General features: G+C 71.7%; 32 protein-coding genes and 1 pseudogene. 14 read left to right on the top strand and 19 right to left on the bottom strand.

The window, feature by feature from the left end:
* Nucleotides 1-339: pseudogene (locus tag HWD93_RS14580) on the bottom strand (hypothetical protein); the annotation flags it as partial.
* Between the two features lie 111 nt (nucleotides 340-450).
* On the opposite strand from HWD93_RS14580, the gene HWD93_RS14585 reads away from it, so the two are divergent.
* Nucleotides 451-882, top strand: a complete 432-nt coding sequence (locus HWD93_RS14585) for a GNAT family N-acetyltransferase (protein WP_070418328.1) — start codon at nucleotides 451-453, stop codon at nucleotides 880-882.
* 1 nt (nucleotide 883) lies between these two features.
* Here HWD93_RS14585 and HWD93_RS19560 read toward each other — a convergent pair whose 3' ends face one another.
* Together HWD93_RS19560 and HWD93_RS14595 are read right to left on the bottom strand one after the other, a co-directional pair.
* Nucleotides 884-1411, bottom strand: coding sequence for an Lrp/AsnC family transcriptional regulator (locus HWD93_RS19560; protein WP_070418327.1), 528 nt, complete (start codon nucleotides 1409-1411; stop codon nucleotides 884-886).
* Nucleotides 1412-1420: 9 nt separating this feature from the next.
* Nucleotides 1421-1987, bottom strand: coding sequence for a TetR/AcrR family transcriptional regulator (locus HWD93_RS14595; RefSeq protein WP_071296392.1), 567 nt, complete (start codon nucleotides 1985-1987; stop codon nucleotides 1421-1423).
* A 110-nt stretch (nucleotides 1988-2097) separates the two neighbouring features.
* Between HWD93_RS14595 and HWD93_RS14600 the strand changes: the two genes are divergently transcribed.
* Both HWD93_RS14600 and HWD93_RS14605 read left to right on the top strand, forming a co-directional pair.
* Nucleotides 2098-3573: an MFS transporter gene (locus HWD93_RS14600; RefSeq protein ID WP_261647209.1), complete on the top strand. Its 1476-nt coding sequence runs from the start codon at nucleotides 2098-2100 to the stop codon at nucleotides 3571-3573.
* A gap of 316 nt (nucleotides 3574-3889) precedes the next feature.
* The gene (locus HWD93_RS14605) at nucleotides 3890-4300 is read left to right on the top strand and encodes a phage holin family protein (protein ID WP_070418324.1); all 411 of its coding nucleotides are present in this window, start codon (nucleotides 3890-3892) and stop codon (nucleotides 4298-4300) included.
* Here HWD93_RS14605 and HWD93_RS14610 read toward each other — a convergent pair whose 3' ends face one another.
* The gene (locus HWD93_RS14610) at nucleotides 4301-4807 is read right to left on the bottom strand and encodes a hypothetical protein (protein WP_071296394.1); all 507 of its coding nucleotides are present in this window, start codon (nucleotides 4805-4807) and stop codon (nucleotides 4301-4303) included.
* Between the two features lie 37 nt (nucleotides 4808-4844).
* On the bottom strand, nucleotides 4845-5234 hold the full coding sequence (locus tag HWD93_RS14615; protein WP_261647210.1) for a DUF5997 family protein: 390 nt from the start codon (nucleotides 5232-5234) through the stop codon (nucleotides 4845-4847).
* 33 nt (nucleotides 5235-5267) lie between these two features.
* Between HWD93_RS14615 and HWD93_RS14620 the strand changes: the two genes are divergently transcribed.
* Both HWD93_RS14620 and HWD93_RS14625 read left to right on the top strand, forming a co-directional pair.
* On the top strand, nucleotides 5268-6029 hold the full coding sequence (locus HWD93_RS14620; RefSeq protein WP_261647211.1) for a LysR family transcriptional regulator substrate-binding protein: 762 nt from the start codon (nucleotides 5268-5270) through the stop codon (nucleotides 6027-6029).
* Nucleotides 6026-6496 (top strand): GNAT family N-acetyltransferase, encoded by a 471-nt coding sequence (locus tag HWD93_RS14625; protein ID WP_083413920.1) that lies wholly within the window; start codon nucleotides 6026-6028, stop codon nucleotides 6494-6496. The genes HWD93_RS14620 and HWD93_RS14625 overlap by 4 nt, the downstream gene beginning before the upstream one ends.
* 1 nt (nucleotide 6497) lies before the next feature.
* Here HWD93_RS14625 and HWD93_RS14630 read toward each other — a convergent pair whose 3' ends face one another.
* Genes HWD93_RS14630 through HWD93_RS14640 form a run of 3 tightly spaced genes read right to left on the bottom strand, consistent with a single transcriptional unit; the run spans nucleotide 6498 to nucleotide 8432 of the window.
* Nucleotides 6498-7307 (bottom strand): DJ-1/PfpI family protein, encoded by an 810-nt coding sequence (locus tag HWD93_RS14630; RefSeq protein WP_261647212.1) that lies wholly within the window; start codon nucleotides 7305-7307, stop codon nucleotides 6498-6500.
* 38 nt (nucleotides 7308-7345) lie between these two features.
* On the bottom strand, nucleotides 7346-7963 hold the full coding sequence (locus HWD93_RS14635; protein ID WP_261647213.1) for a DNA-3-methyladenine glycosylase I: 618 nt from the start codon (nucleotides 7961-7963) through the stop codon (nucleotides 7346-7348).
* A gap of 52 nt (nucleotides 7964-8015) precedes the next feature.
* Nucleotides 8016-8432 carry a VOC family protein gene (locus HWD93_RS14640; protein ID WP_070418320.1) on the bottom strand — a complete coding sequence of 139 codons (417 nt, stop codon included), beginning with the start codon at nucleotides 8430-8432 and terminating at the stop codon, nucleotides 8016-8018.
* Between the two features lie 18 nt (nucleotides 8433-8450).
* On the opposite strand from HWD93_RS14640, the gene HWD93_RS14645 reads away from it, so the two are divergent.
* Nucleotides 8451-9059: a DUF3800 domain-containing protein gene (locus HWD93_RS14645; RefSeq protein ID WP_261647214.1), complete on the top strand. Its 609-nt coding sequence runs from the start codon at nucleotides 8451-8453 to the stop codon at nucleotides 9057-9059.
* A 196-nt stretch (nucleotides 9060-9255) separates the two neighbouring features.
* Here the strand turns inward: HWD93_RS14645 and HWD93_RS14650 are convergent, their stop codons facing one another.
* Both HWD93_RS14650 and HWD93_RS14655 read right to left on the bottom strand, forming a co-directional pair.
* Complete coding sequence (locus HWD93_RS14650) at nucleotides 9256-9585, bottom strand: hypothetical protein (protein ID WP_261647215.1); 330 nt, start codon at nucleotides 9583-9585, stop codon at nucleotides 9256-9258.
* A gap of 30 nt (nucleotides 9586-9615) precedes the next feature.
* Nucleotides 9616-11286: a sodium:solute symporter family protein gene (locus HWD93_RS14655; RefSeq protein WP_261647216.1), complete on the bottom strand. Its 1671-nt coding sequence runs from the start codon at nucleotides 11284-11286 to the stop codon at nucleotides 9616-9618.
* Nucleotides 11287-11425: 139 nt separating this feature from the next.
* Between HWD93_RS14655 and aroQ the strand changes: the two genes are divergently transcribed.
* Nucleotides 11426-11869, top strand: a complete 444-nt coding sequence (gene aroQ / locus HWD93_RS14660; protein ID WP_261647217.1) for a type II 3-dehydroquinate dehydratase — start codon at nucleotides 11426-11428, stop codon at nucleotides 11867-11869.
* 79 nt (nucleotides 11870-11948) lie between these two features.
* On the opposite strand, the gene HWD93_RS14665 is transcribed toward aroQ, so the two are convergent.
* Entirely contained in the window at nucleotides 11949-12545 is a 597-nt protein-coding gene (locus tag HWD93_RS14665; protein WP_261647218.1) for an NAD(P)H-dependent oxidoreductase, read from the bottom strand.
* An 88-nt stretch (nucleotides 12546-12633) separates the two neighbouring features.
* Here HWD93_RS14665 and HWD93_RS14670 point away from each other — a divergent pair, with 88 nt between their 5' ends.
* The gene (locus HWD93_RS14670) at nucleotides 12634-13095 is read left to right on the top strand and encodes an MSMEG_6728 family protein (protein ID WP_261647219.1); all 462 of its coding nucleotides are present in this window, start codon (nucleotides 12634-12636) and stop codon (nucleotides 13093-13095) included.
* Nucleotides 13096-13116: 21 nt separating this feature from the next.
* Here HWD93_RS14670 and HWD93_RS14675 read toward each other — a convergent pair whose 3' ends face one another.
* From HWD93_RS14675 to HWD93_RS14705, 7 genes are all read right to left on the bottom strand, one after another.
* Complete coding sequence (locus HWD93_RS14675) at nucleotides 13117-13407, bottom strand: hypothetical protein (protein WP_261647220.1); 291 nt, start codon at nucleotides 13405-13407, stop codon at nucleotides 13117-13119.
* A 245-nt stretch (nucleotides 13408-13652) separates the two neighbouring features.
* The gene (locus tag HWD93_RS14680) at nucleotides 13653-13919 is read right to left on the bottom strand and encodes a hypothetical protein (protein ID WP_070418313.1); all 267 of its coding nucleotides are present in this window, start codon (nucleotides 13917-13919) and stop codon (nucleotides 13653-13655) included.
* A gap of 90 nt (nucleotides 13920-14009) precedes the next feature.
* Nucleotides 14010-15149, bottom strand: coding sequence for a cysteine desulfurase family protein (locus HWD93_RS14685; RefSeq protein ID WP_261647221.1), 1140 nt, complete (start codon nucleotides 15147-15149; stop codon nucleotides 14010-14012).
* A 1-nt stretch (nucleotide 15150) separates the two neighbouring features.
* Nucleotides 15151-16035, bottom strand: a complete 885-nt coding sequence (gene nadC / locus HWD93_RS14690) for a carboxylating nicotinate-nucleotide diphosphorylase (protein ID WP_261647222.1) — start codon at nucleotides 16033-16035, stop codon at nucleotides 15151-15153.
* Entirely contained in the window at nucleotides 16032-17651 is a 1620-nt protein-coding gene (nadB, locus tag HWD93_RS14695; protein ID WP_261647223.1) for an L-aspartate oxidase, read from the bottom strand. The genes nadC and nadB overlap by 4 nt, the downstream gene beginning before the upstream one ends.
* Nucleotides 17652-17653: 2 nt before the next feature.
* Complete coding sequence (nadA, locus tag HWD93_RS14700; RefSeq protein ID WP_071294552.1) at nucleotides 17654-18925, bottom strand: quinolinate synthase NadA; 1272 nt, start codon at nucleotides 18923-18925, stop codon at nucleotides 17654-17656.
* A 16-nt stretch (nucleotides 18926-18941) separates the two neighbouring features.
* The gene (locus HWD93_RS14705) at nucleotides 18942-19640 is read right to left on the bottom strand and encodes an NUDIX domain-containing protein (RefSeq protein ID WP_070418308.1); all 699 of its coding nucleotides are present in this window, start codon (nucleotides 19638-19640) and stop codon (nucleotides 18942-18944) included.
* Nucleotides 19641-19762: 122 nt separating this feature from the next.
* Between HWD93_RS14705 and HWD93_RS14710 the strand changes: the two genes are divergently transcribed.
* The 3 genes from HWD93_RS14710 to HWD93_RS14720 all read left to right on the top strand — a co-directional run bounded on the left by HWD93_RS14710 (nucleotide 19763) and on the right by HWD93_RS14720 (nucleotide 22924).
* Nucleotides 19763-20026: an acylphosphatase gene (locus HWD93_RS14710; protein WP_083403155.1), complete on the top strand. Its 264-nt coding sequence runs from the start codon at nucleotides 19763-19765 to the stop codon at nucleotides 20024-20026.
* A 128-nt stretch (nucleotides 20027-20154) separates the two neighbouring features.
* Nucleotides 20155-21633, top strand: coding sequence for an MDR family MFS transporter (locus HWD93_RS14715; RefSeq protein WP_083295252.1), 1479 nt, complete (start codon nucleotides 20155-20157; stop codon nucleotides 21631-21633).
* A gap of 43 nt (nucleotides 21634-21676) precedes the next feature.
* Entirely contained in the window at nucleotides 21677-22924 is a 1248-nt protein-coding gene (locus HWD93_RS14720; protein ID WP_261647224.1) for a D-arabinono-1,4-lactone oxidase, read from the top strand.
* Nucleotides 22925-22974: 50 nt separating this feature from the next.
* Here HWD93_RS14720 and HWD93_RS14725 read toward each other — a convergent pair whose 3' ends face one another.
* A complete protein-coding gene (locus HWD93_RS14725) occupies nucleotides 22975-23463 on the bottom strand; it encodes a 2'-5' RNA ligase family protein (RefSeq protein WP_071294555.1) in 489 nt (162 codons plus the stop codon).
* Between the two features lie 143 nt (nucleotides 23464-23606).
* On the opposite strand from HWD93_RS14725, the gene HWD93_RS14730 reads away from it, so the two are divergent.
* The 3 genes from HWD93_RS14730 to HWD93_RS14740 are packed head-to-tail and all read left to right on the top strand — an operon-like array spanning nucleotide 23607 to nucleotide 26265.
* Nucleotides 23607-24557 (top strand): MetQ/NlpA family ABC transporter substrate-binding protein, encoded by a 951-nt coding sequence (locus HWD93_RS14730; RefSeq protein WP_071294556.1) that lies wholly within the window; start codon nucleotides 23607-23609, stop codon nucleotides 24555-24557.
* Nucleotides 24557-25597, top strand: a complete 1041-nt coding sequence (locus HWD93_RS14735; RefSeq protein WP_071302673.1) for a methionine ABC transporter ATP-binding protein — start codon at nucleotides 24557-24559, stop codon at nucleotides 25595-25597. The genes HWD93_RS14730 and HWD93_RS14735 overlap by 1 nt, the downstream gene beginning before the upstream one ends.
* Nucleotides 25594-26265, top strand: a complete 672-nt coding sequence (locus HWD93_RS14740; protein ID WP_217642545.1) for a methionine ABC transporter permease — start codon at nucleotides 25594-25596, stop codon at nucleotides 26263-26265. Before HWD93_RS14735 ends, HWD93_RS14740 begins: the two co-directional genes overlap by 4 nt.
* Nucleotides 26266-26293 lie beyond the last annotated feature (28 nt).

Below are 26293 nucleotides of genomic sequence, written 5' to 3' on the forward strand. Positions count from 1 at the left end.
CGGGTGCGCTGCCGGGGCGCTCGGTGTGGGCACGGCCGGGGCTGCCGGAGCGGCGGGCACGACGGCCGTCCGGACCGGGGCGACGACACCGTCGACGACGTGCCCGACCCCACCGGCGACGCCCTGGACGGTGTCGCCGAGGCCGTCGACGACCCCGCCGACCAGCCCGCGCTGCTGCGACGGGTGGGTCGGCAGCGTCTGCTGGGCGGGCGCGGGGGCCGCCGCGGCCGGACGAGCGCCGAGCACCAACGAGAGCAGCACGAGGGCAGCGGCGATGCCGACGCCGAACACGACGTACCGGATCATCGCGCGCCAGGGTGCGCGCAACGGCTGGTCCATGCGCTCACCTCCTGATCTCGGCTGCGCACGTAGAGTGGTTGTCCGGCAATGTACGCCGCTCCGTTCCGGAACGCACCCTGTTTCGGAAGAAATCGTCAGGAAAGGCCGGTCTTGGTCTCGATCTTCAACGCCCCGACGCGCAACCTGGACGTCGTCACCCTGCACGAGATCCTGCGACTCCGGCAGGACGTGTTCGTGGTGGAGCAGGCAGCCGCCTACCCGGACATCGACGGGCGCGACCTCGAGCCCGGCACGCTGCAGTTCTGGGCGGGGCAGGGCTCGGTCGACGCCACGCTCCGGCTCCTCCGCGAGGACGACGGCACCGAGCGCATCGGCCGCGTCGCCACCGCGAAGGCCGCCAGGGGGCAGGGGCTGTCGTCGCTGCTGATGGAGGCCGCGATCGCCGAGGCACGCTCCCCGCGCATCGCGATCGACGCCCAGGCGCACCTCGAGCAGTGGTACGCCCGGTTCGGGTTCGTGCGTTCGGGCGAGGACTTCAACGAGGACGGGATCCCCCACCTCCCGATGACCCGCACGCGCTGAGTCAGGCCCGCCAGCGCCGGAGCTCGTCGAACGACCGCCCCTGCTGTGCACGGTCGGCGACGAGCCGTTCGAACACGATGTTCGTCTGCGTCGTCGCCACCGAGGGGTCGCCGCTGAGCTCGTCGGCCACGAAGTCGCGGAGCTGCTCGGTGGACGTGCACGCGATGTGCACGAGGAAGTCCTTGTCGCCGGCCAGGAACGACACGTCCTGCACGACGGGCACCCGGAGCAGCCGCTTCGCGAAGTCGCGGAGCTCGTGGCGCGCTGCGGCGTGCACCCGGACCGAGACCATCGCCTCGATCGCGAAGCCGAGCCGTGCGACGTCCACGTCGGCCCGGTAGCCACGGATGACCCCGGCGTCCTCGAGTGCACGGACGCGCGTCAGGCACGTCGACGGGGCGATGCCGACCGCAGCGGCGAGGCGGTTGTTCGGGATCCGGGCGTCGGCGGCGAGGGTCCAGAGGATCCGCTCGTCGACCTCGTCGAGGCGCGGCGCGGGATCGGGGCGACGGACGTGGCGATCGGACACGGCTCGACGCTACCGCGGCCCGGCGAGGAGCTGCCGCAGGACCCCGGTGAGCGCGTCCGAGACCGCCTGGTGGTCGGCCGACGCGAGCGGCTCGACCTTCGTGGACGTCCGGAGCATCGTCATGCCGAGCACCACCGCCAGGGCGATCTCGGCGCGGAGGAGCAGGTCGTCGGTGACCTCGTCGTGGACGGCCCCGGCGAGTCGTTCGGCGTAGCGGCGCAGTGTCTCGCGGCGGATGGCGTCCGCGCCGTCGTCCCCCGAGGAGCGCAGCAGCAGCATGAGCTGGAGCGAGTCGTCGTCGGTCGGGGACCGGACGGCGTGCTCGATCATGCCGGCGAGGGACCGCTCGAGGTCCGGCACGGGCCGCTCCTCGGCGCCGAGGTCGCGGGCGACGCGGTCGAGACACTCCCGGAAGAGCCCCTCCTTCGACACGAAGTACCGGTTGATCAGGGCGACGTTCACGCCGGCGTCCGCGGCGATGTCGCGCACGGTGGTGGCCCGGTAGCCGTCGAAGGCGAACCGACGTCGTGCGGCCTGCACGAGAAGTCGGCGGGTTGCCTCGGCGTCCTTGCTCATGCTCCGAGCGTAGCGGTTCGGGGACTGATGTAAGCAAGTGTTGACATCCGCCTGGAACCGCGTACCCTCGTCAAGTCAGCAACTGTTTACATCCGAGCGTACGGAGCACGATGACCGAGACCATGGAGACCCCGCGGACCGGGTCCCACCCCACCACCGGTGCGCGCCGACCGAACAGCACGGCGATCATCGTCTACCTGTCGCTCGGCGGCCTGTCCTTCGCCGTCCTGCAGTCGCTCGTCGCACCGGCGCTGTCGACCATCGGACAGGACCTCGGCGCCTCCACGAGCGCGACGAGCTGGGTGCTCACGGCGTACCTGCTCTCGGCGTCGGTGCTCACGCCGATCCTCGGCCGGCTCGGGGACATGGTCGGCAAGCGCAAGGTGCTCATCGTCGTCCTGTCGATCCTCCTCGCCGGCGCCGTCCTCGCCGCTCTCGCACCGAACCTCGGCACGCTGATCGTCGGTCGCGCGCTCCAGGGTGCCGCCGGTGCCGTGATGCCGCTGTCGATCGGCATCGTCCGCGACGAGCTCCCGAAGGAGAAGGTCAGCGTCACGATCGGCCTGCTGTCGGCGATCTTCGGCATCGGCGCGGGCGTCGGGATCGTCGCCGCGGGCCCGATCGTCGAACACCTCTCGTGGCACTGGCTGTTCTGGCTCCCCGCCGTGCTCGTCGTCATCGCTCTGCTCGGCGCGGTCTTCGGCATGCCCGAGTCCCCGGTCCGGAAGCCCGGTCGCCTGGACATGCTCGGCACCGGTGTGCTCGCGGTCTCCCTGGTCGCGATCCTGCTGGCGATCAGCGAGGGCGAGACCTGGGGTTGGGGCGACGGCAAGACCGTCGGTCTGCTGATCCTCGGCGCGGTCGCACTCGTCGCCTTCGTGCTCGTCGAGCTCCGCGTCGCCGAACCGCTCATCGACGTCCGGCTGTTCGCGGTCCGCGGCGTCTGGACGGCCCACGTGGTCGCGCTCGTCTTCGGCTTCGCGATGTTCGGCACGTTCGTCCTCGTCCCGACGCTCCTCCAGCTCCCGACCGCCGTCGGGTACGGGTTCGGCAAGGACGTGACCGAGGCCGGGCTCTTCCTGCTCCCGACCGTCGTCATGATGATCATCGCCGGGCCGATCGCCGGCATCCTCGTCCGCAAGGTCGGCCCGAAGCCGCCGATGCTGCTCGGTGGGGTCGCCATCGTCGCCGCGTTCCTCATCCCCGCGATCTCGCACGCCGCGATCGCCGAGGTCGTCGTGTCCGGCGTCCTGACGGGCATCGGCATCGGCCTCGCCCTCGCCGCGTGCTCGAACGCGATCATCGAGAGCGTCCCCGCGAACCAGACCGGCGAGGCCATCAGCGCCAACACCGTCGTCCGCACGATCGGCTCCAGCGTCGGAACCGCGGTCATCGCGGCGCTGATCACGTCCCACACCACCGCGCAGGGGCTGCCGACCGACGACGCGTTCACGATCGGGTTCTGGGCGTGCACGGGCGTGGCCGTCCTCGCGGTCCTGGCCGCCGTCGCGGCGCCGTCGATGCGCGCGCGGCGGGCCGCTGCCGCCGCACGCGGGATCGACGACCTGGACGAGATCGCGTCCTAGCGCACCACGGCGGTCGAGACCCGACCGTCTCCGGAGGCCCGGCCCGCGTCGACGACGCGAGCCGGGCCTCCAGTCCGTCACCCGCTCGTCCCCGCGGCGGACGCGCCGAAGCCCGTGTTCTTCTCGGCGCGTGACCGTTCCGGTTCGCGATCCCCGGCATCCGCGAACCAGAACGGTCACGCGCCGGACGGAACCTGCTCGTCGCCGGCGGTCCTGGGAACCCGCCGAGCATGCGCGTCGCAGGCGTGACGACTCCCGTCCCCGACGCGTCACCCTGGTGGGTGCGGACGACCGCGCCCGAGGAACAGGAGACACCATGAGCACCGACCACGACGACACCACGACCGGCAAGCCGTCCTTCCGTGACACCGTCACCGCCGGGCTCGTGCAGAAGGCGCTCGAGCCGGTGCTCCGCGCCGTCCGCGACGAGGTCGCATCGGCACGACGCGAGATCGGCGACCGCGTCAGCGGCGCGAAGACGGGGCTCGTGCTCACCGGTGTCGCGGTGGCGTTCGCGCTGACGACCCTCGTCCTGCTCGCCGGCTTCGTGGTGGTGCTGCTCGCGCTCGTGCTCCCGCTCTGGGCAGCGACCGGCATCACGCTCGTCGTGTTCGGCGTCGTCACCGCGGTCCTCGCGGTCGTCGGCATCGCCGGCATCCGTCGGGGTGTGCCGCCGGTGCCGTCCGACACGATCCACGAGGTGCAGGAGCGGGTCGCGAACCGCTGACTACATCGCGAGCGTCATGCCGACGACGGCGACCGTCATCGCGAAGACCTCGCCGCTCCGGACGGCACGCCGGTCCTCTCGCGCCCACTCGTGGCGGAGCAGCCACCCGCTGAACGCGGCGTAGCCGATCACTCCGGCGCCGAGCACCGCGGTCAGGGCGATGCCGTGGCCCGCGTGTCCGTCGGCGATGCCCGTGGCGTGCCCCATCAGGAGCATCCCGGACATCACGACCGCCGACAGCGCCCGGTGGACGTCCATCGGCTCGGCACGGCGACCGTCGGCGCGGCGCCGCCGCATGACGGGCAGCGGCGCGAGGAGCAGGAGCACGGTGGCGGCGAGGAGCGTCCACACCGCTCCGGCGTGCACGACGGGCATGAGCATCGCGACGAGCATCACCGCCGCGGGGACGATCACGCCCGGGCGAGGCCGGTACCGGTCCCCCACGATGCAGCACACCGACGCGAACTGCGGCACGACGAGCATGGCGTCGGCGACGGTCTCGTGCACGGGGTGTCCTCGGGCGGCGGGGTGGTGCGGGTCGGGGTCAGTCCTCGGTGCGGCCAGCGGCCTTCGCGGCACGCTCCTGCTTCACGCGGGCGTTCTCGGCGTGCACCGCGGCCTGCGTCGCGCGCTCGCGGACGAGCCACTCGGGCTTCTGCTCGAGCAGCGTCTTGATCTCCGCCGTGGTGAGCGGTTCGTCGCTGCCCGCACGGGTCAGCCCCGAGATCGACACGCCGAGCTTCTGCGCCACGACGGGTCGCGGGTGCGGTCCGTCGCGACGGAGGTCCTCGAGCCAGGTCGGGGGGTCCGTGCGGAGTTCGTCGAACGCGGTCCGGCTGATCGGCGCGTCCCGGAAGGTCTCCGGGGCGGCCGCCAGCAGGATGCCGAGCTTCTTCGCGGCCGTCTCGGGCTTCATGGTCTGTTCCTGCGCCATGGACACAAGGGTACGGCCCCTATGCTCGGTTGCATGACCGCGGCACTCACCATCGCCTTCGTGCCGGGGGTGTCCCCCGCGAAGTGGGCCCGCGTCTGGCGCGAGCGCTTCCCCACGACCGAGCTCCGACTCCGCCCGATCGGAGCGGACGAGGTCGACGACGCACTCGCCGGCGAGGCCGACATGGTGTTCGCCCGGGTCCCCGTCTCCGACGCGCACAACGCCATCCCGCTCTGGACCGAGACCGCCGTCGTCGCGATGCCGAAGGACTCCCCACTCGCGGACCTCGCCGAGGTCGACCTCGCCGCGACGGACGTGCACGTCGTCGACCCCGGCCCGGTCCCGGAGGACGTCGACGCCACGCTCGCTCTGGTCGAGGCGAACGTCGGCGTGGCCGTCCTCCCCCAGTCCCTCTTCCGTGCCGCGAGCCGCAAGGAGCTCGTCAGCCGCACGCTCGCGGGCTCGCCCGGCACCCGGATCGTGCTCGTCTGGCGTTCCGAGGACGCCACCGAGACCACCGAGGAGTTCATCGGCGTGGTCCGCGGGCGCACCGCGAACAGTTCGCGGGGCGACCAGGACCAGCCAGGAGGCGCGGCTCCCGACCCGAAGGACGGGTCGCGTCCGGCGAAGGGCGGCGGCAAGGCCGCACCGTCGAACGCGAAGACGGTCGCCAAGCGCGGCGCCACCAAGGGCACCGGTGGCAAGAGCGGCGGCGGGAAGAACTCGACCGGTCGCGGGCGTGTGCAGCGCGGCATGAAGGGCAAGCCGAAGCGCGGGTCGAAGGGCAACCGGTGACCGACACGCACCTCGTCGCGATGCCGGCCGAGCGACTGCCCGGGTGGCTCGACCGCACGATGGCGGAGTACGTCGAGTCACGCATCCGGGCGGGCGAGACGCGAGAGCGCGCCGAGGCGAACAAGCAGCAGTCCCTCGACAAGTGGTTCCCCGACGGCACGCCGCTGCCCGAGCACTTCGTCTGGGACGTCCTCGACGATGCCGACGCCGTGGTCGGGTACCTCTGGATCGGCCCGTTCGCACCGGGCAGCACCGACTGGTGGGTCTTCGACGTCGAGATCGACGAGCCGCACCGACGCAGGGGGCACGCCCGCCGAGCGCTCGAGCAGGCGCACGAGGTCGCCCGCGCGAACGGCGCCCGGACCATCGGCCTGAACGTGTTCGGGTACAACACGGGCGCGCAGGACCTCTACGAGCGACTCGGCTACGGCGTCACCGCGACGCAGATGCAGCTCCCGCTCGACTGACTCAGCGCATCACGGCCGCAGCCGCCCGCGCCACCCGGTCACCACGTGCCGCTTCCGCTGCGGCACGCGCCTCGGTCACGATCCGGGTGTCCGCCCGGACGGCCGAACCCGCGTCGAACGGGGGCTGCGGGTCGTACTCGATCTGGAGCTGGATCGCCTCGGCTGCAGGCTGCCCGGCCAGTTCGGCCGCGAGCCAGAGCGCCATGTCGATGCCGGCGCTCACCCCGGCCGCGGTGACGACGGCCCCGTCGTCCACGACACGGTCGTCGACCGGCTGCGCACCGAACGCCGCGAGCATCGGCTTCGATGCCCAGTGCGTCGTCGCGCGCTTGCCGGCGAGCAACCCCGCCGCGCCGATGACGAACGCGCCGGTGCACACCGAGGTCACCCACGTGGCGCGCTCGGCCTCGCGCCGGACGAACGCGACCACCGCGGTGTCGAGCATCGCGTCGAAGGCGCCGTCGCCGCCGGGGACGACGAGCACGTCGGCCGGGCTGGCATCACCGATGGTCGTGGTCGGTACGAGCGACAGCCCGCAGTCGCTCGGTACCGGGTCGAGCGTCGCCGCGACGTACTCGACGCGTGCTCCCGGGACGCGGGACAGCACCTGCGCCGGCCCGGTCAGGTCGAGCTGCGTCAGGCCGGGGAACAACAGGAACGCGATCCGGATCTCGGCCGGGTCGTGCTCGGGGGTGCCGGCTCCGGGGTCGTCGGACGGCTCGGGCGTCGGCACCTCGGCGTCGAGGGGCACCTCCACCACCTCGGCCTCGACCGGGTGGACGGGGTGGACGCGCGGGTTCTCGGAGCTCATGCCGCGACCCTAGCCCTGCACCGTCGGCACCGTCGGGGTCAGCTCCAGACGCCGGAGGTCCCCCGGCGGTGGCTGCCGACGAGGTGCGTGTCGACGATGCCGAGCGCCTCCATCAGCGCGTACATCGTGGTGGGCCCGACGAAGGCGAAACCCCGCTTCCGGAGCGCCTTCGACAGTGCGACGGACTCGTCCGACTTCGTCGGGACGTCGGCGTACGTGACCGGCTCGGGCGTCGTCGCCGGCCGGAACGACCACACGAAGTCGGCCAGGCCGCCGTCCTCGCGCAGGGCGATCGTGGCGTTCGCGTTGGTGATCGTCGCGAGGATCTTCGCCCGGTTCCGCACGATGCCGGCGTCGGCCATGAGCCGTGCGACGTCGTCCTCGCCGAACGCCGCGACCGTGTCGGCGTCGAAGTCCGCGAACGCTGCCCGGAACGCCGGACGCTTCGCGAGGATCGTCCGCCACGACAGCCCGGACTGGAACGCCTCGAGCGACAGGCGTTCGAACACTCCGCGCTCGTCGCGCACGGGCATGCCCCACTCGGTGTCGTAGTAGTTCCGCAACAGCTCGTCACTCGACGCCCACACGGGCCGGGCGAGGCCGTCGTCACCCACGACGAGGTCGGACGGGGCAGCGGCGACGGGCTCGGAGCTCATGGCACCATCCTGGCCGTCGCCGCCGACACCCACCGCCGACACCCGTCGTCGCTCACTCGGCGGGCGGACCGTCCTGCGCTGCCTGCGGGTCCATCCACACGTACTCCCAGCGGTGCCCGTCGGGGTCGACGAAGCTCCGCTGGTACATGAACCCGAGGTCCATCTCGGGGCGGTCCTCGGAGCCACCGGCGGCGACCGCTGCGTCGACGATCCGGTGCACCTCGTCCTTGGAGTCGGCGCTGAGCGAGTTGATGACCTCGATCGTGTCGGCGTCGGCGATGGTCTTCGTGGTGAACTCCGCGAACTTGGCGTGGGTGAGCACCATGACGTAGATCGTGTCGCTCACCACGACGCACGCCGCGGTGTCGTCGCTGAACGCCGGGTTGATCGAGTAGCCGAGGGCCTCGTAGAACTCCTTCGAGCGCTCGAGGTCGGCGACGGGCAGGTTGATGAAGACCATCGTGTCCATGGGGAGGATCCTTTCGTCGTGCTCAACCTGGCGCGCCCGGAGTCGGAGCGCAACCGTTTCATCGGCGAAGCAACCGGTACGCAATATACTGGCTCGATGCACCGCGCGTACGTCGACGAGTCCGAGCCCGGCGGCGGTCGCGACCACACCGCGTACGTGATGGCCGCGGTGGTCGTGCACGACCGGGAGCGCGACGACGTCCGCGCCGGGATCCGAGCCGCGACGCCCCGTCGGATGCGCAAGCTGCACTGGTACGAAGCGCTGCACGCGCAGCGGATCTCGTGGCTCGAACTCCTCCGTCGTGCGGTCGCGGTCGTCGTCGTCCGCTACGACGGGGCGGCCGCGCGCGTCGAACGCCGACGGCGCCACGGTCCCGAACGCCTGGTGTGGGAACTCGAACAACGCGGCGTCGGGGAGATCGTCATCGAGTCCCGCGGACGGACCCACGACGACGCCGACCGATCGATGTTCGATGCGCTCCGACGTCGAGGGGTCGGGCGCTCGGTCCGCCACGAGCACGTGCGCCCGGACGACGAGCCGCTGGTCGCGCTGGCCGACCTGGCGTGCGGCGCACAAGTCGCCGCACTCGACCACGAGTTCGACGGATCGGTCGTCCGTGTGCCGTGACCCGAGCCGGACAGCGCAACACCCCGGTCCCGCGCTGGCTGCAGGATGCTCCGGGGCTCACTTCCGACCGAGCAGCACGCGGTCGACATATCAATACTAGGACCGCCGCCGAACTGCCGTCAACCGGCACCGAGACGGACGGGAGGCGCGGTGCCAGCCGGCACCGCGCCTCCCGTCCGTCGGTCAGTTCAGCTGGTCACGCGAGGTCGCGGCCTTCGCCGGCCGCCTTCTGGTGCTCTTCGGCATCGGCCTGGCCGATGATGTCCTCCGCCGGGACGGGGTTCAGCCGGTCCCAGAGGAAGAAGAGCAGCCCGCCGACGAGCATCGACAGCCCGACCCACAGGTTGATGTGGATGCCACCGGTCTTCTCGGGGTCGGTGTTCCAGTGCACGATACCGACGATGGTCACGATGACGCCGTACAGGACGAACAGGCCACCGAGGATGCGACGCAGGTCGAGTCGGCGGGTGGAGCGGACGAGGGCGGCCTTCTGCTCCTCGGTCATGGCGGTGTTGGTGTCGCTCATGGGAGATCTCCTTCGCGGTTCTTCGCGGGCCTAGAGGAACGGGAGGTACAGGACGACGCACAGGATCAGTGCGACGGTGCCGAGCAGCGCCGGGGAGCGGTACCAGGCGGTGTCGGTCGCGACGGAGTCGCTGTGCAGGTCGATCTTGCCGACGCCGTACACCAGCCCGCCGAGCTCCTTCTCGTCCTTCGGCTTCGTGACCATCGACACGACGAACCCGACGACGAGCACGGTGACGAACGAGATGATCGCGCCGTAGAGGGTCTCGGCGGTCGCGGTGGCGAACAGGTCCGGGTTGACGAGGTACGCGATCCACGTGATCGTCGGCGTCACGATGCCGAGGACGTAGCCCCACAGCGCACCGGCGGTGGTCATCCGCTTCCAGAGCAGCCCGAGGATGAACACGGCGAACAGCGGCGCGTTGAAGAACGAGAACAGCGTCTGCATGTACGTCATGATGTTCGACGCCTGCGCGGCGATGAACGCGGTCGCGATGCCGACGAGCACGCCGACGACGGTGACCCAGCGCCCGGTCTTCAGGTAGTGCACGTCGGGCATGTTCGGCTTGATGTAGCGCTGCCAGATGTCGTACGTGAAGACGGTGTTGAACGACGACACGTTCGCCGCCATACCGGCCATGAACGAGGCGAGGAGGCCCGTGACCGCGACGCCCAGCACACCGGTCGGCAGGTACATCTGGATGAGCTTCGGGATCGCGTCGTTGTAGTCGAGGGCGCCCGAGGCGAACTGGTTGCCCACGACGGCCGCGGCGATGAGGCCGGGGATGACGACGATCGCCGGGATGAAGAGCTTCGGGATCGCGGCGATGAGCGGGGTGCGGCGGGCGGCGGACATGTTCTTCGCCGAGAACGCGCGCTGCACCTCGGTGAAGTTCGTCGTCCAGTAGCCGAAGCCGAGGACGAACCCGAGGCCGAGCACGATCGCGAGCCAGTTCGCACCGATCGGGTTCGTGACGTCGCCGAAGCCGGTGCCGGCCCACGCCTGCAGGTGCTGCACGCCCTGGGTCTCGGTGATGGCCTTCGAGAGGCCGCTCCAGCCACCGACGCGGTGCAGACCGACGATCGTCAGCGGGATGAGGCCGGCGATGATCACGAAGAACTGCATGACCTCGTTGTAGATCGCGCTGGAGAGCCCGCCGAGGGTGATGTAGACGAGCACGAAGCCCGCGGACACGATGATCGCGAGCCACTCCGGCCAGCCGAGCATCGCCTCGATGACGATGGCCATGGCGTAGAGGTTGATGCCGGCGATGAGCACGTTCGACACCGCGAACGCGATCGAGTTCACCAGGTGCGGGGCCTTGCCGAAGCGGCGGAGCATGAACTCCGGCACGCTGCGGACCTTGGACCCGTAGTAGAAGGGCATCATCACGAGCCCGAGGAACACCATGGCCGGCACGGCACCGACCAGGTAGTAGTGCAGGGTCGCCATGCCGATCTGGGCACCGTTGGCGGCCATGCCGAGGATCTCGGTCGCGCCGAGGTTCGCGGACACGAACGCGAGGCCCGTGATCCACGCGGGCATCGAGCGGCCCGACAGGAAGAAGTCCATGCTCGTCCGGACCTGCTTCCGGGCGGTGAAACCGATCCCGATGACGACCGCGAAGTACACGATGATCATCAGGTAGTCGACCCAGCCCAGATCGAGCCGGATCCCGTTGTTCGCTGCAGCGAGAACCATTCAAACTCCACGTCAGTGTGTTGCGATCGACAACTCCGCCGACCCGGACGGGAACGTTACACCGAATTGTGACCGTTCACATAGCCGAGGTATGCATCGCACCCGCAATGCGACTGCGGGCGCTCGGTAGGCTCCTGCCATGACCGAGCAGTCGCGCATCCTCGTCCTCAACGGCCCGAACCTCGACATCCTCGGACGGCGCGACCCGGACCAGTACGGCACGGTGACGCTCGCCGAGATCGAGGCGATCGTGCACACCGAGGCCGCGGTGCACGAGCTCGAGGCGGACTTCCGGCAGACGAACCGCGAGGGCGAGCTCGTCGAGTGGCTGCACGAGGCACTCGACGACTTCGTGGGCGTGGTGATCAACCCCGCCGCCTACGCGCACACCTCGGTCGCACTGCACGACGCGGTCGAGGCGCTGGCGGTGCCGGTCGTCGAGGTGCACCTCTCGAACACGTGGAAGCGGGAGCCGTTCCGGCACGTCGACCACGTCGCGACGGCCGCGACGGCCGTCATCGCCGGCGCGGGTGCGGACGGCTACCGCCTGGCGGTCGCGCACGTCGCGTCCCTGCTCGGCTGAGTCGGGTCCAGGAGGCGCGGGTCGGGCCCGCACCGCGCCTCCCGTCCCGCGCGCCGTCGCGTCCAACCCACGCGGCGGGTCAGAAGTCGGCGGGGCGCCGGACCTCGGTGGCGGCAGCGGTGGCGAAGCCCCCGCGGATGATCGGGAGCGCCCGCTGCAGGGCCTGGTCGATGCGGAGCTCGAGGTCGACGTTCGCGATGTCGTAGCCGCCCTCGCGCTTGGCGAAGTCCCGCTCGTTGCCGAAGACGCCGATCGGCAGCGTCGTCGACTGGAAGAAGCCGAACAGCGGCCGCATCTGGTGCTCGACGAGCAGGGCGTGCCGATCGCTCCCGCCGGTCGCGGTCAGCAGCACCGGGGTGTCGACGAGGTCGTACTGCCCGATCCAGTCGAAGAAGAGCTTGAACGCACCGGAGTACGCGGCACGGAACGCCGGGCTGCCGACGACGAGGACGTCCGCCGCCTCGACCGTCTCGAGCGCGCGTCGCGTGCGGTCCGACATCGCTTCGCGGGACGGTGCCGCGCCGAGGTCGGCGAGCAGCGGCCCGATCTCGACGGTCTCGGTGCGCGCGTCGTCGATCTCCTGCCCGAGGCGCGCCACCGTCGCAGCCACCAGGGTGGACGTCCGCGAGGGGTCCGAGGGGCTGCCACTGACGCCGACGACGAGTTCTCCGCTCATGTGCTCGATGCTCACACGCCTGGACTCCCGGCGGTCGGCGTGTGACGGCATGTGTCGGGTTCCAGCGCCGCCGCGTACCGTCCGCGCCATGCAGACGTTCTTGCCGTACCCGGACTTCCGCGCCTCGGCCGAGGTGCTCGACGACCGGCGGCTCGGCAAGCAACGGGTCGAGACGCTGCAGGTGATGCGGGCCCTGACGCTGCCGGACTACGGCTGGCAGCACCACCCCGTCGTGGCGATGTGGCGTGGGTACCGTCCGGCGCTGATGGCGTACCAGCAGGCCACGTGCCGCGCGTGGACCGAGCGCGGGTACGCAGACACCTGCCTGGAGAAGACGCTCGCCGACCTCGCGCTCGTCCCCGAGGACCTCGACGCGTACGAGCGGGCCGACTACCCGGTGCCGTCGTGGAACGCGGACCCCGCCGTGCACCGCTCGCACCGGTCGAAGCTCGTGCAGAAGGCGCCGGAGCACTACCGGCCGCTGTTCCCCGACGTGCCGGACGACCTCGACTACGTCTGGCCGGGGACGGTCGCGCCGGTGCCGCGCTGACGACGCGTCCTCCTCGTCGCCTCAGGCGATCGGGGTCCAACGACCGCCGTCACGGCGGGTGACCGCGACGGACCGCACCTCGGCCGTCCCTCGCAGCCCGGAGGCCGCGTGCTCGGCGACGGCATCGGCCACGTCGTCCGACGGCGACTCGAACCGGACCACTGCGCACGGGACCCCGCGCAGCAGCCGGACGTCCCGCGCCTCGACCACCACGAGCTCGGCGACGAGCCGGGCGGCCTCGGGGAGCACGGCGTCCGGGGCGGTGCCGGGTGCGAGCGCTCCGACGGCGAGGGTCACACGGTAGGAGGGCACGGTCCCACGCTAGTGCGAGCGCCCGGGCTCGTGGGCACGGAGCAGCGCACCGGGACCCGCCGTGGGCACAGGGGGTTCGGGCATCGCACAGGGGAAGCGACGCCCGCGCCCACGACGGGTCGCAGGTGCTGCGGAGCACGACGAATCAGGGGGTGTCGTGCCCCGCGCCGGACGCAGGTCAGGGAACCTGGTCCGGCTCGTCGCACCGGCGAGTCCGCAGGGGTCGGACTCGACGGTGCTGGTCCTCAAGGGTGTTCGGTGTCCTCTCGGTACCGGTCCGTCTCGGTCGGTGCGGGCATCGACCGTCGGGCCGCGGCGGGTCTGACCATGGGGAGCAGGGCACTCCCGATGGTCGCCAGTGCTCCGACGACGGCGATGAGCCCGAGCGGGGCGGTGCCGAGGTCGTGCTGCGCGGCCAGGACGAGCGCGAGGACGGTCGCGGGTGCGGGGAGGAGCTGGACCGCCCGGAAGTGGTCCTCCTGCCGGACCCGAGTCGTCATCGCGTTTGCCATGTGAACACTCTGGCGCACTTCGCCGGTCCGCAAAAGGGGGGACACGACCCCACTCATGGAGTAGAACGTCTAGTACACCCTCGTCGGGTGTCAGGCGAGCGCGCGAACGGTCGCGACGGCTGCGGCGACGGCATCGACGACCACCGGGACGTCCGCCGCGGTCAGGCCGGCGTCGAACGTCAGGCGCAGCGCCGTCCGGGCGACCTCGTCGGACAGGCCGAGCGCCGTGAGCACGTGCGAGGCCTCGGTGCTGCCGGCCGCGCAGGCGCTCCCGGACGACGACACGACGTCGCGCTCCTCGAGCTCGAGCAGGACCGTCTCGCCGTTCACCCCGGGGAAGCAGAACGACGCGTGGCCGGGCAGCCGCGACGTCCGCGACCCGGTGACGAACGCCCCGGGCACCGACCGGAGCACCCCGTCGAGCACGGCCTCCCGGGTGGCGGTCGCCGTCCGGGCCGCGTCGTCCCGGGTCGCGGCGACGAGCGCGAAGGCCGTGGCGACGCCGACGGCACCCGCGACGTCCTCGGTGCCGGAGCGTCTCCCCCGCTCCTGTCCACCACCGTGCAGCAACGGTTCGAGCGCCACGCCGGACCGGACGGCGAGCACGCCGGTGCCCTTCGGTGCGCCGAGCTTGTGCCCGGACACCGACAGCGCGTCGACGCCGAGCACGTCGAGTCCGACCGGGAGCCACGGCGCCGACTGGACGGCGTCCGTGTGGAACCGGGCCCTGACGGCGTGGGCGACCGCGGCGAGCGCCGGCACGTCCTGCACCGTCCCGATCTCGTTGTCGGCGTGCGCGATCGAGACGAGGGTGGTGTCGGGTCGGAGCGCTGCCGCGAGGACGTCCGGGGCGACGACCCCGTCGCGGTCGACCGGCAGGACCGTGACGTCGAACCCGTGGAACCGTTCGAGGTACCGGCAGCTCTCGAGCACCGCCTCGTGCTCGACCGCGCTGGTGACGACGTGGCGACCGCGGGGGGACGCCAGGGCGATGCCCTTCACCGCGGTGTTCGCACCCTCGGTCCCGCCGGTGGTGAACACGACCTCGGCCGGGCGGCACCCGAGCACTGCAGCGACGGCGGCGCGGGCGTCGGCCAGGCCCCGGGCTGCGGCGTCGCCGACCCCGTGCGTGGAGGACGGGTTGCCGAAGGTCCCGGTGAGGTACGGCCACATCGCCTCGAGCACCTCGCGGCGCACGGGCGTCGTGGCCGCGCGGTCCAGGTAGAACACGTCAGACGCCGGCGCCGACGGCCACGTCGACGTCGAGCCCGAGGTCGAGTGCCCGCGCCGAGTGGGTGAGCGCCCCGACGGAGATCACGTCGACCCCGGTGGCGGCGATCGCGGCGACGGTGTCGAGGGACACCCCGCCGGAGGCCTCGACGAGGGCTCGCCCGGCGACGACCTGGATGCCGGCCTCGAGCTGGTCGGTGGTGAAGTTGTCGAGCATGATCGTGTCGACGCCGGCCGCCACGACGGGCTCGATCTGGTCGATGCGGTCCACCTCGACCTCGAGGTGGACGGTGTGCCCGAGCCGCTCGCGGGCCGCGGCGATCGCGTTCCCGATGCCGATCCCGCCCGCGAGGAGCACGGCGAGGTGGTTGTCCTTCGCGAGCACGGCGTCGGACAGCGAGGTCCGGTGGTTGTGCCCGCCGCCGCACCGCACGGCGTACCGCTCCAGGGCTCGCAGACCGGGCGTGGTCTTGCGGGTGTCGACGATCCGGGCACGGGTGCCGGCGACGGCCGCGACGTAGGTCGCGGTCGCCGTGGCGATGCCGGACATCCGCTGCGCGAGGTTCAGTGCGACCCGCTCGGCACGGAGGACCGACCGGGCGGGACCGCTCACGGTCGCGAGGACGTCGCCCGCGGTGAAGCGGCTGCCGTCCGGCACGTGCAGGACCGCGTCGATCGTCGGGTCGACCGCGTGCATCACGGCGACGAACACGTCGCCCCCGCTGAGGACGCCGGGCTCGCGCGCCGCCAGGGTCGCCGTGGCCGTGGCGTCTGCGGGGATGAGCGTCTCGCTCGTGACGTCGCCCCAGGGGGCGTCCTCCTCGAGCGCGGTGTCGATGACGCGTCGGAGGGCGTGCGGGGGGATCGTTCCGGGGTCGACGGTCATGCGGGTACCTCCTGCGGGACGGCGGTGTGCTGGGCGACCCACGCGGTCGACGCGGGGGCTGCGGGATCGGTGTCGGGGTGGTCGGTGCGGGCGTGGGCACCGCGGGACTCGGTCCGGGCCTCGGCGGCGAGCACCGTGACCCGGGCGAGGTCGAGCAGGGCCCGGTCCTCGAGGTCGCGGACGCCGGTCGGCTCGGGCGCGACGAGGGCGGCCAGGTCGCGTCGTGCGCTCGCGAGACCGCTCGCGTCGCGGAGGAGCCCGACCCGGTCCGTCATGACGGACTGGACCGCCTGGCGGACGTCGGCGGCGTCGGTGGGTCGAGCCGCGCCTCCTGGCAGCAGGGGACGGGAGGCGCGGCTCGCGTCGGTCGCACCCGGCACGCTGGTGACGGGGAGACCCGCGTCGCCGCGCAGCCGGAGTCTGCCGGGTCGCGGCACGTCGAGCGCGTCCGCTGCGCGGACCGCGAAGACGAGTCCTTCCAGCAGCGAGTTCGACGCGAGCCGGTTGGCGCCGTGGACGCCCGTGCAGGCGACCTCGCCGATCGCGAGGAGGCCGGGCAGGCTCGTCCGTCCCTCGGCGTCGGTGGCGGCCCCGCCCATCGAGTAGTGCGCGGCCGGGGAGACGGGGACGCCCTCGCGGGTCCAGTCGAAGCCGGCGGATCGGGTGGCGCGGGTGAGCCCGGGGAAGCGCCGGACGAGGAAGGCGGGGTCGAGGCCGGTCGCGTCGAGGAGCACGGGCTCTCCGTCCTGCTCCCGGACGGCGGCCGCGATGCCCCGGGCGACGACGTCGCGGGGGGCGAGCTCGGCGTCGGGGTGGACGTCCACCATGAAGCGGTGCCCGCGTGCGTCACGGAGCACCGCTCCCTCGCCGCGGACCGCCTCGGAGACGAGCCCGCCGCCGGGGACCGCGAGGCGGGTCGGGTGGAACTGCACGAACTCCAGGTCGGCCAGCACGGCACCGGCACGCCAGGCGGCTGCCTGCCCGTCGCCCGTCGCGACGAGCGGGTTGGTGGTCTCGCGGAACAGGTGTCCGGCGCCACCGGACGCGAGCACGACGGCGTCCGCGTCGATCCGCCGGGGCTCGCCGAGGAGGTCGAGGACGTCGACCCCGACGACCGAGCCGTCCCGGACCACGAGGTCGACGAGGCAGGTCCGTTCGAGGATCGTGACGTGCCGGCGGTGCAGGGCGGCGATGAGGGTGCGCTCGATGGCGGCCCCGGTCGCGTCGCCGTCCGCGTGGACGACGCGCCACCGGCCGTGCGCTGCCTCGCGCCCGCGGGCCAGGTCGTCGCCGTACCGGTCGAGGCTCGTCGGGTCGGTGGTGCGGTCGAAGGGGACGCCGAGCGACAGCAGGTCCCGCACCCGCGCAGGGCCGTCGGTGCAGAGCACCTCGACGGCGCGGGCGTCGGCGCTGCCCGCTGCCGCCACGTGGGTGTCCGCCTGGTGGAGCGAGGCGGAGTCGTCGGCGCCGAGCGCGACGGCGACGCCTCCCTGCGCGTACGCCGTCGCGCTGTCGGCGAGCGCGCCCTTCGTCACCAGGGTGACGTCGTGACGGGCACTCGCGCGGATCGCTGCGGTGAGTCCGGCGATGCCGGAGCCGACGATGACGACGTGCACGGTCAGACCGTGGGTCGGGCGGCGAGCATGCGCTCGAGTGCGACCTTGGCGTCGGCCTGGACGTCCGCCGGCACGACGATCTCGTTGAGGACCTCGCCGCGCACGAGCGCCTCGAGGACCCAGGCGAGGTAGCCGGGGTGGATGCGGTACATCGTCGAGCAGGGGCACACCACCGGGTCGAGGCAGAAGATCGTGTGCTGCGGGTACTCGGCGGCGAGCCGGTTCACCATGTTGATCTCGGTGCCGATCGCGAACGTGGTCGGTTCGGTGGCGGCCGCGACGGTCTTCCGGATGAGGTCGGTGCTGCCGGCGTGGTCGGCGGCGTCGACGACGGCCATCGGGCACTCGGGGTGCACGATGACCTGCACGCCGGGGTGCTCACGACGGGCCTGGTCGATCTGGTCGACGGTGAAGCGGCGGTGCACCGAGCAGAAGCCGTGCCAGAGGACGACCCTGGCGTCCTGCAGGGTCTGCTCGTCGTTGCCGCCGAGGGGCTTCCGCGGGTTCCACATCGGCATGAGGTCGGTGCTGATGCCCATCGCCTTGGCGGTGTTCCGGCCGAGGTGCTGGTCGGGGAAGAAGAGCACGCGCTGCCCCCGCTCGAACGCCCACTCGAGGACGGTCGCGGCGTTCGACGACGTGCACACGATGCCGCCGTGCCGCCCGCAGAACGCCTTGAGGTCGGCGGCGGAGTTCATGTACGTGACGGGGATGACCGGCACGCGGCCGTCGGCGTCGGGCTCGGTGCCGTAGACCTGCTCGAGCTCGGCCCACGCCGCCTCGACGCTGTCGATGTCGGCCATGTCGGCCATCGAGCAGCCCGCGGCGAGGTTCGGCAGGATCACGCGCTGGTCGTCGCGGGCGAGGATGTCCGCGGTCTCGGCCATGAAGTGCACGCCGCAGAACACGATGGCCTCGGCGTCGGGCTTCGTCAGCGCGGCGTTCGCGAGCTGGAACGAGTCGCCGAGGAAGTCCGCGTGCCGCACGACCTCGTCGCGCTGGTAGAAGTGCCCGAGGACCACGACGCGGTCGCCGAGGGTGGCCTTCGCCCGCTCGATGCGTTCGTGCAGCTCGTCGTCCGGGGCGTTCCGGTACTCGTCCGGGATGACGCCCTGCCGGGGCGCCGAGGTCGGGATGACGTCCGACATCGACGAGCCGGGGCCGTAGCCGGGCCGGGAGTCGAAGTCCCACGTCGGCATCGCCAGGTCGGGCGTGCAGGTGCTGCCGGCGGCCTGACCGTTGGAGATCAGTTCGATGGTGGTGGCGATGGACACGGGTGTTCCTTCGGTTCTACGGCTTCTTGCCCTGCTGCAGCGGACCGTTGTCCGCGTAGGCCAGGTCGGGGTTCGAGCGGTACAGCCGGGCCGGCCGGTGCCGGTCCCCGCTCGTGGTCTCGTCCGTCGGCAGGATCGCGTCGGTCTTCTCGACCTGGCGACGGAAGTTCGCGGGGTCGAGCGCACGCCCGAGCACCGCCTCGTACACCCCGCGGAGTTCGGCGAGGGTGAACCGGTCCCCCAGGAACGCCTGGGCGATCCGGGAGTACGACATCTTGTTGCGGAGCCGCCAGAGCGCGTACGCGACGATCCGGTCGTGGTCGAAGGCGAGCGGCGGGTGTTCGTCGGCGAGGAACCACCGTACGTTCCAGTCGTCGGGGACCGAACTCGCCTCGTCCGGGTGGACGAGGGCCCAGTACACGATCGACACGACGCGGCTCGGCGAGCGGTCGACGTCGCCGAAGGCGTAGAGCTGCTCGAGGTAGCGCGGCTGCACGTTGGTGGTCTCGCGGAGGCGGGCCGCGGCGGAGTCCTCGAGCCCTTCGTCCGGCCGCACCCAACCGCCCGGGAGCGCCCACGCCCCCTCGTACGGTTCGGCCACCCGACGCACGAGCGGCATCCACAGCGCCGGCGCCCCGGTGTCCGGGTGCGGGCGCAGCGCCACGATCACGGTGGAGACCGCGACGCGGATGGGGAGCTCGGGAGTAAGTGTCATGATGACTCGAAGTGTTCGGGTTGGGATGACACTATCACCGGGTTTCACGAGACGGAAACAGCGTCGAAAACTCCTGGTCAGACCGCGCGCCTACATTGAGCCGCATGACTACGGTGACGAGGATGCACGCCGTCGTGTCGGGGACGGTCCAGGGGGTCGGTTTCCGGTACTGGACCGCACGGAAGGCCGACGGGCTCGAACTCGCCGGGTACGCCCGGAACCTGTTCGACGGCACGGTGGAGGTCGAGGCCGAGGGTCCGGCCCCCGCGGTCGACGCCCTGATGACGTTCATCCGGACCGGCCCGCCGTCCGCCGAGGTCACCGACGTGACCTGCCGCGCGGTGGTGCCGCACGGCGACGTCGACGGCTTCGCGATCCTGCACTGACCCGGTCGCCGCCCGACGTCGACGGATGTCGGACCGAAGCGGAATAATCGAATCCACTCAGGCGGTTGCCCTGTCTGCGCCCATGGCGCCCCCTCGTTCCACCAGTCGTGATCCACCAGGAGCCCCGCATGACCCAGGCCGTCGATTCCGCACCCCGCACCGGGAGCGTCGCGCAGCCCTCCGCCGGCGAGACCCGACTCGTGATCGGACTGCTGCTCGTCTCGGCGTTCGTCGTGATCCTCAACGAGACGATCATGGGTGTCGCGCTCCCGCGGCTCATGGACGACCTCGACATCAGCGCCGCGACCGGGCAGTGGCTCACCACGGGCTTCCTGCTCACCATGGCGGTCGTCATCCCGATCACCGGGTTCCTGCTCCAGCGCTTCAACACCCGGCCGGTGTTCGTCTGGGCGATGAGCCTGTTCTCGGCCGGCACCCTGATCGCGCTGCTCGCGCCCGGGTTCTCGATGCTGCTGCTCGGGCGCATCGTGCAGGCCAGCGGGACCGCGATCATGATGCCGCTGCTCATGACGACGGTCCTCACGCTCATCGAACCGGCGCACCGCGGCCGCGTGATGGGCAACATCTCGATCGTCATCTCCGTCGCCCCGGCGATCGGCCCGACCATCTCCGGGCTCATCCTCAACGCCTTCTCGTGGCGCTGGCTCTTCGGCTTCGTGCTGCCCATCGCCATCGCCGCGCTGATCCTCGGCATGGTCAAGGTCCGCAACGTGTCGACGCCCCGCAAGGCCCCGCTCGACGTGCTCTCGGTCGTGCTGTCCGCCTTCGCGTTCGGCGGCATCGTCTACGGCCTCTCGAGCATCGGCGAGGCCGGCACCACCGGGCCGCTCGTGCCGATCGTCTCCCTCGTCGTCGGCGCCCTCGCCCTCGCCCTGTTCGTGTTCCGGCAGACCCGGCTGCAGCGTGCGGACCGCGCCCTGCTCGACCTCCGCACCTTCCAGACGAAGGGCTTCACCGTCCCGATCGTCGCGATGGGCCTGAGCTTCATGGCGATGTTCGGCACGCTGATCCTGCTGCCGATCTACCTCGAGCGGGTCCTCGGGCTCGACGTCCTGAACGTCGGCCTGCTCCTGCTGCCCGGCGGCCTCATCATGGGTCTGCTGTCCCCGATCGTCGGTCGCGTCTACGACCGCCGTGGTCCGCGGGTGCTGCTCATCCCGGGCTCGATCATCGTCAGCGCCGTCCTCTGGGCGCTCTCGACCGTCGGCGTCGACACCAGCGTGTGGTTCGTCCTCGGCGCCCACGTCGTCCTGAGCATCGGGCTCGCCCTCACCTTCACGCCGCTGTTCACCGCGGCACTCGGCGGGCTGCCCCCGAAGCTCTACTCGCACGGCAGCGCGGTCCTCGGCACGGCGCAGCAGCTGGCCGGAGCCGCCGGCACGGCGCTGTTCGTCACGCTCCTCACCATCGGTGCCTCGGGTGCGGCGGCCGGCAGCGGCGCCGCGGGCCTCGCCGAGGCCACGGCCTCCGGCGTGCGGACGGCGTTCCTCGTCGGCGCGGTGATCTCGCTGTTCGGGATCGTGATGTGCTCCCTCGTGCGTCGCCCGGCGACCCCGGACGGTGCCCCCGCACCGTCGATGCACTGACGGGAACCGCACGCGCCGGGGTGCGCGTGGCATCGTGGGCGTCATGCGGTCGACGACGAGCGAGCTGAACTGGTCCGGCACGGTCACCTACACGGCCGAACGGGTCCTCCGCCCGACGTCGATCGACGAGGCCGCCGAGATCGTCGCCCGGTCGCCCCGGGTGCACGGCCTCGGCACCCGGCACTCGTTCAACGACGCCCCGGACGCCCCCGGCGTGCTGCTCGACCTCACCGGGATCCCGACCGACCTCGCCGTCGACGCCGAGCGACGGACGGTCACGATGGGCGCCGGTACCCGCTACGGCGTCGTCGCGCCCGAGATCGACCGCGCCGGGTTCGCGCTGCACAACACGGGGTCGCTCCCCCACATCTCGATCGCCGGCGCGATCGCGACCGGCACGCACGGTTCCGGCACCGCACTCGGGTCGCTGAGCACCGCGGTCCGGTCGTTCGAGGTGCTCGGGCCCGACGGGTCCGCACGGACCATCGCCCGCGACGACCCGGCGTTCGACGGCGCCGTGCTCCACCTCGGCCTGCTCGGCGTCCTCACCCGGGTCACGCTCGACGTCCAGCCGAGCTACCGGATGCGCCAGGACACCTACGGGTCGATCCCGTGGGGCACCTTCACCGCCCACGTCGCCGAGATCCACGCCGCTGCGACGTCCGTCTGCTCCTACACGGTGTTCGGCGACACGGTGAGCGAGGTCCTGCTGAAGTCGCGCGTGCCGGACGGCGACGACGACGTGGCCGTCCCGGACGAGCTGTTCGGCGCGCCCCGGCTGCCCGGCTCGCCCGGCGACGGACACCACACCGCCCGGGACGGCTCGGTCGGGCCGTGGTGGGACCGGCTGCCGCACTTCCCGATCGACTCCGTGCCGAGTCACGGCTCCGAGGTGCAGAGCGAGCACTTCGTCCCCCTCCGGCACGCGGGTGCGGCGCTCGACGCTGTCCGGACCCTGGCCGCCCGCATCCAGCCGCACCTGCACGTCTGCGAGCTCCGCACGATGGCGGCGGACCCGTTCTGGTTGAGCCCGACGCAGGGCGAGGACGTGCTCTGCATCGCGTTCACGTGGCAGAAGCACCCGGCCGAGGTGGCCGCGTTGCTCCCGGACCTCGAGGCGCTCCTCGCACCGTTCGACGGACGACCGCACTGGGGCAAGATGAGCTCCCTCGACGCGGCCGCCATCGCCGGGCTGTACCCGCGGCTGGCCGACTTCCGCGACCTCGTCGCGGCGGCCGACCCGGAGCGGACGTTCGCGTCGTCGTTCGGCGAGCGGGTCCTGGGGACGTGAGCCGCGCCTCCTGGGCCATCGTCACGACGCGGACGTGAGCCGAACCCGCGTCACCCGACCGGCGTGACCGTCCTGGACTCTCCGTCCCAGAACCGCACGCCACCGACCACGAGATCGGGGAGCGGGGTCCCGCGGAGCGCCGCGACGGCCGCACCGAGGTCCTCGTCCCGGACCCGTCGCGCGAACGTCAGGTGCGGCGACCACGCGCCCGGCGACGTGGTCTCGACGCCTCCCGGGGACGCCCGGTGCACCGCCTCGTGGAACGCGGCGAGCGCACGGTCGACGACCACCGCGCGGGCGAGCACCGAGCGCCCGGGTCCCGCGGGGAACAGCAGGACGCCACCGAGCCGGAGCCGCGACGGCACCGGCACGTCGAACCCGCTCGGGATCCGGAGGTCGTCGCCCGCGGCCAGCGTGACGTGGGGGCTGTTGGTGTCCGACCGTCCGAGACTCGGCAGGTCCGCACGGACCAGCGCGTCCCACGCGGCGCGCACGGCGGCGTCCGACGACGGATCGAGGACGAGTTCGAGACTGCGCACGTACCGAGTGAACCAATGAACCGTGTGACAGGGATGTAACACGGCGGAACGGAACTCGCACCGTGCCGGGCTGCCCGTCACACTCGACTGCACGCCGCGGACCACCGCGGACCCCCACAGCACTGCCCACGAGGAGCTCCGTCATGTCCGCTGCACCCGCTCTGCCCGAGAAGCCGAAGGGCAAGCGCCCGATCGGCTGGATCATCGCCGCCGCGGTGGTCGTCGTCGCGATCGTCGTCGCCCTCATCGTCGGCGCCGTCCGCTCCGGCGGGTCCGACGACGGCGCTGCCGCCGGTGGTTCGCCGAAGACCGTCACGATCGGCGTCGCGGACAAGTCGCTCTCCTACTGGAGCACCTACACGAAGCTCGCGAAGTCGAAGCTCAACGTGACGGTCAAGCTGACGAACTTCTCGGACTACTCGCTGCCGAACCCGGCGCTCAAGGACAAGCAGCTGGACCTCAACCAGTTCCAGCACATCCAGTACCTCGCCGACTACAACGTCACCTCGAACGACGACCTGCAGCCGATCGGCTCGACGGCCGTCTACCCGCTGCCGCTCTACGCGACGAAGTACGACGACGTCGCCGACCTGCCCGAGGGCGCCAAGGTCGCGATCCCGGACGACTCGATCAACCAGGCCCGCGCGCTGCTCATCCTGCAGGCGGCGAAGCTCGTCACGCTCAAGGACGGCGGGTCGGCCTTCTCGACGACCACCGACATCGAGTCGTCGAAGGTCGACGTCCAGCCGCTGAACGCCTCGCAGACGGCGAACGCCCTGCAGCAGGGCTCGGTCGCGGCCGCCGTGGTGAACAACAACTACGCCACCGCCGCCGGCCTGCCGATCTCCGACGCGATCTACCAGGACGACCCCTCGAGCGCGAGCGCGGCACCGTACGTCAACGTCTTCGCCGTGCGCAACGCCGACAAGGACAACACGACCTACCTCGACCTCGCGAAGCTCTTCCAGGACGAGTCCGTGCAGAAGGTCTTCAAGAAGGACCTGCCCGAGGCGGTCAGCCGCGACGAGAGCGCGTCCTCCTTGCAAGAGGAACTCGCGAAGGTCGAGCAGGACGCGAAGGCGGCCAAGCAGTAGTGCCGGTCCTCGTCGAACTCCGCGGCGTCTCGAAGCACTACCGCCGCGCCGACACCGGCGAGACCGTGGTGGCCGTCGAGGACGTCTCCCTGGACGTGCACCAGGGAGAGGTCCTCGGCGTCATCGGGTACTCCGGTGCCGGCAAGTCCACGCTCGTCCGGCTGGTCAACGCGCTCGAGCTGCCCTCGTCCGGGTCGGTGACGGTCGCCGGCAACGAGCTCACGGCGCTGCCCGAGCGGGACCGCCGGACGGCACGGCGCAACATCGGGATGATCTTCCAGCAGTTCAACCTCTTCCGGTCCCGCACCATCGCCGGCAACGTCGCGTACCCGCTCAAGGTCGCGGGCGTGCCGAAGGAGGAACGGGACCGCCGGGTCGCCGAGCTGCTCGACTTCGTCGGGCTCCTCGACCGCGCCTACGCCTACCCCGAACAGCTCTCCGGCGGGCAGAAGCAGCGCGTCGGGATCGCCCGGGCGCTCGCGGCGTCGCCCGACCTGCTCCTCGCCGACGAGGCGACCAGCGCGCTCGACCCCGAGACCACGTCCGAGGTCCTCGGGCTCCTCCGCCGGGTGAACAAGGAGCTCGGCGTCACGATCATCGTCATCACGCACGAGATGGACGCCGTCCGACAGATCGCCGACCGCGTCGCCGTCATGGAGCAGGGGCGTGTCGTCGAGGTCGGGGACGTCTACGACGTGTTCGCGAACCCGCAGACCGGCGCGGCCCAGCGATTCGTCCGGACCGCCCTGCACGACCGGCCCTCGGCGGAGACCGTCGCACGGCTGCGCGAACGGCACCCCGGTCGCCTCGTCACGGTCCAGATCACCGACGAGGCCGGGCTGCAGAACCGCATCGACCAGGTCTTCCGCTCCGCCGGGGTGACCGCCGAGCTCGTCTACGGCGGGGTCGGCGAGATCCGGGAACGCCGGATCGGGTCGCTCACCTACGAGCTGACCGCGGCCGGTCCGTCCGAGATCGACGCCGCGGTCGCGGCCCTCCGTGCCGCGCGCATCACCACCGACGAGGAGGGCGCAGCGTGAACAACTCGTTCCAGAGCGTGATCGACACGTTCGACGTCTTCGTCGCGTCCATCCGCGACACGATCGTGATGTCCCTGGTGTCGCTCGTCATCGCCGGCATCATCGGCCTCGCGCTCGGGCTCGCCCTGTACGCCACCCGCCCGGGCAACCTGCTCGGGAACCGGGCCGCGTACACGATCATCAACGTGGTCGTGAACCTCGTCCGGCCGATCCCGTTCGTGATCTTCCTGGCGGCGATCGCCCCGCTCTCCCGCGTGGTCGTGCAGACCACGATCGGCGTCCCCGCGGTGACCTTCGCGATCTCGCTCGCGGCGTCGTTCGCGGTGTCCCGGATCGTCGAGCAGAACCTGCTGTCGGTGGACCCCGGCGTCGTCGAGGCGGCACGGGCATCGGGAGCGCACCCGCTGTCGATCCTGCTCACGGTCCTCATCCCCGAGGGCCTCGGACCGCTCATCCTCGGCTACACGTTCATCTACATCGGCATCGTCGACATGACGGCGCAGGGGGCGTTGATCGGTGGCGGTGGGCTCGGCGAGTACGCGATCACGTACGGGTCGCAGCGGTACGACTGGTGGATCGTGTACGTGTCGGTGGCGGCGATCGTCATCATCGTGCAGCTCGGCCAGTTCATCGGCAACCGGCTGGCGCGGGCGACCCTGCGTCGCTGACGCGCGGGCGCCCCGCGCGCCCGGCGCG

Source organism: Curtobacterium sp. C2H10 (assembly GCF_025407985.1).
Classification (GTDB): Bacteria; Actinomycetota; Actinomycetes; order Actinomycetales; family Microbacteriaceae; genus Curtobacterium.

Bases quoted from the DNA above. Each gene is read 5' to 3' on its own strand.
- HWD93_RS14595 (WP_071296392.1), bottom strand. From the start codon at position 1,987: ATGAGCAAGGACGCCGAGGCAACCCGCCGACTTCTCGTGCAGGCCGCA.
- HWD93_RS14600 (WP_261647209.1), top strand. From the start codon at position 2,098: ATGACCGAGACCATGGAGACCCCGCGGACCGGGTCCCACCCCACCACC.
- HWD93_RS14605 (WP_070418324.1), top strand. From the start codon at position 3,890: ATGAGCACCGACCACGACGACACCACGACCGGCAAGCCGTCCTTCCGT.
- HWD93_RS14615 (WP_261647210.1), bottom strand. From the start codon at position 5,234: ATGGCGCAGGAACAGACCATGAAGCCCGAGACGGCCGCGAAGAAGCTC.
- HWD93_RS14620 (WP_261647211.1), top strand. From the start codon at position 5,268: ATGACCGCGGCACTCACCATCGCCTTCGTGCCGGGGGTGTCCCCCGCG.
- HWD93_RS14630 (WP_261647212.1), bottom strand. From the start codon at position 7,307: ATGAGCTCCGAGAACCCGCGCGTCCACCCCGTCCACCCGGTCGAGGCC.
- HWD93_RS14635 (WP_261647213.1), bottom strand. From the start codon at position 7,963: ATGAGCTCCGAGCCCGTCGCCGCTGCCCCGTCCGACCTCGTCGTGGGT.
- HWD93_RS14640 (WP_070418320.1), bottom strand. From the start codon at position 8,432: ATGGACACGATGGTCTTCATCAACCTGCCCGTCGCCGACCTCGAGCGC.
- HWD93_RS14650 (WP_261647215.1), bottom strand. From the start codon at position 9,585: ATGAGCGACACCAACACCGCCATGACCGAGGAGCAGAAGGCCGCCCTC.
- HWD93_RS14655 (WP_261647216.1), bottom strand. From the start codon at position 11,286: ATGGTTCTCGCTGCAGCGAACAACGGGATCCGGCTCGATCTGGGCTGG.
- aroQ (WP_261647217.1), top strand. From the start codon at position 11,426: ATGACCGAGCAGTCGCGCATCCTCGTCCTCAACGGCCCGAACCTCGAC.
- HWD93_RS14665 (WP_261647218.1), bottom strand. From the start codon at position 12,545: ATGAGCGGAGAACTCGTCGTCGGCGTCAGTGGCAGCCCCTCGGACCCC.
- HWD93_RS14670 (WP_261647219.1), top strand. From the start codon at position 12,634: ATGCAGACGTTCTTGCCGTACCCGGACTTCCGCGCCTCGGCCGAGGTG.
- HWD93_RS14680 (WP_070418313.1), bottom strand. From the start codon at position 13,919: ATGGCAAACGCGATGACGACTCGGGTCCGGCAGGAGGACCACTTCCGG.
- nadC (WP_261647222.1), bottom strand. From the start codon at position 16,035: ATGACCGTCGACCCCGGAACGATCCCCCCGCACGCCCTCCGACGCGTC.
- HWD93_RS14705 (WP_070418308.1), bottom strand. From the start codon at position 19,640: ATGACACTTACTCCCGAGCTCCCCATCCGCGTCGCGGTCTCCACCGTG.
- HWD93_RS14710 (WP_083403155.1), top strand. From the start codon at position 19,763: ATGCACGCCGTCGTGTCGGGGACGGTCCAGGGGGTCGGTTTCCGGTAC.
- HWD93_RS14715 (WP_083295252.1), top strand. From the start codon at position 20,155: ATGACCCAGGCCGTCGATTCCGCACCCCGCACCGGGAGCGTCGCGCAG.
- HWD93_RS14720 (WP_261647224.1), top strand. From the start codon at position 21,677: ATGCGGTCGACGACGAGCGAGCTGAACTGGTCCGGCACGGTCACCTAC.
- HWD93_RS14730 (WP_071294556.1), top strand. From the start codon at position 23,607: ATGTCCGCTGCACCCGCTCTGCCCGAGAAGCCGAAGGGCAAGCGCCCG.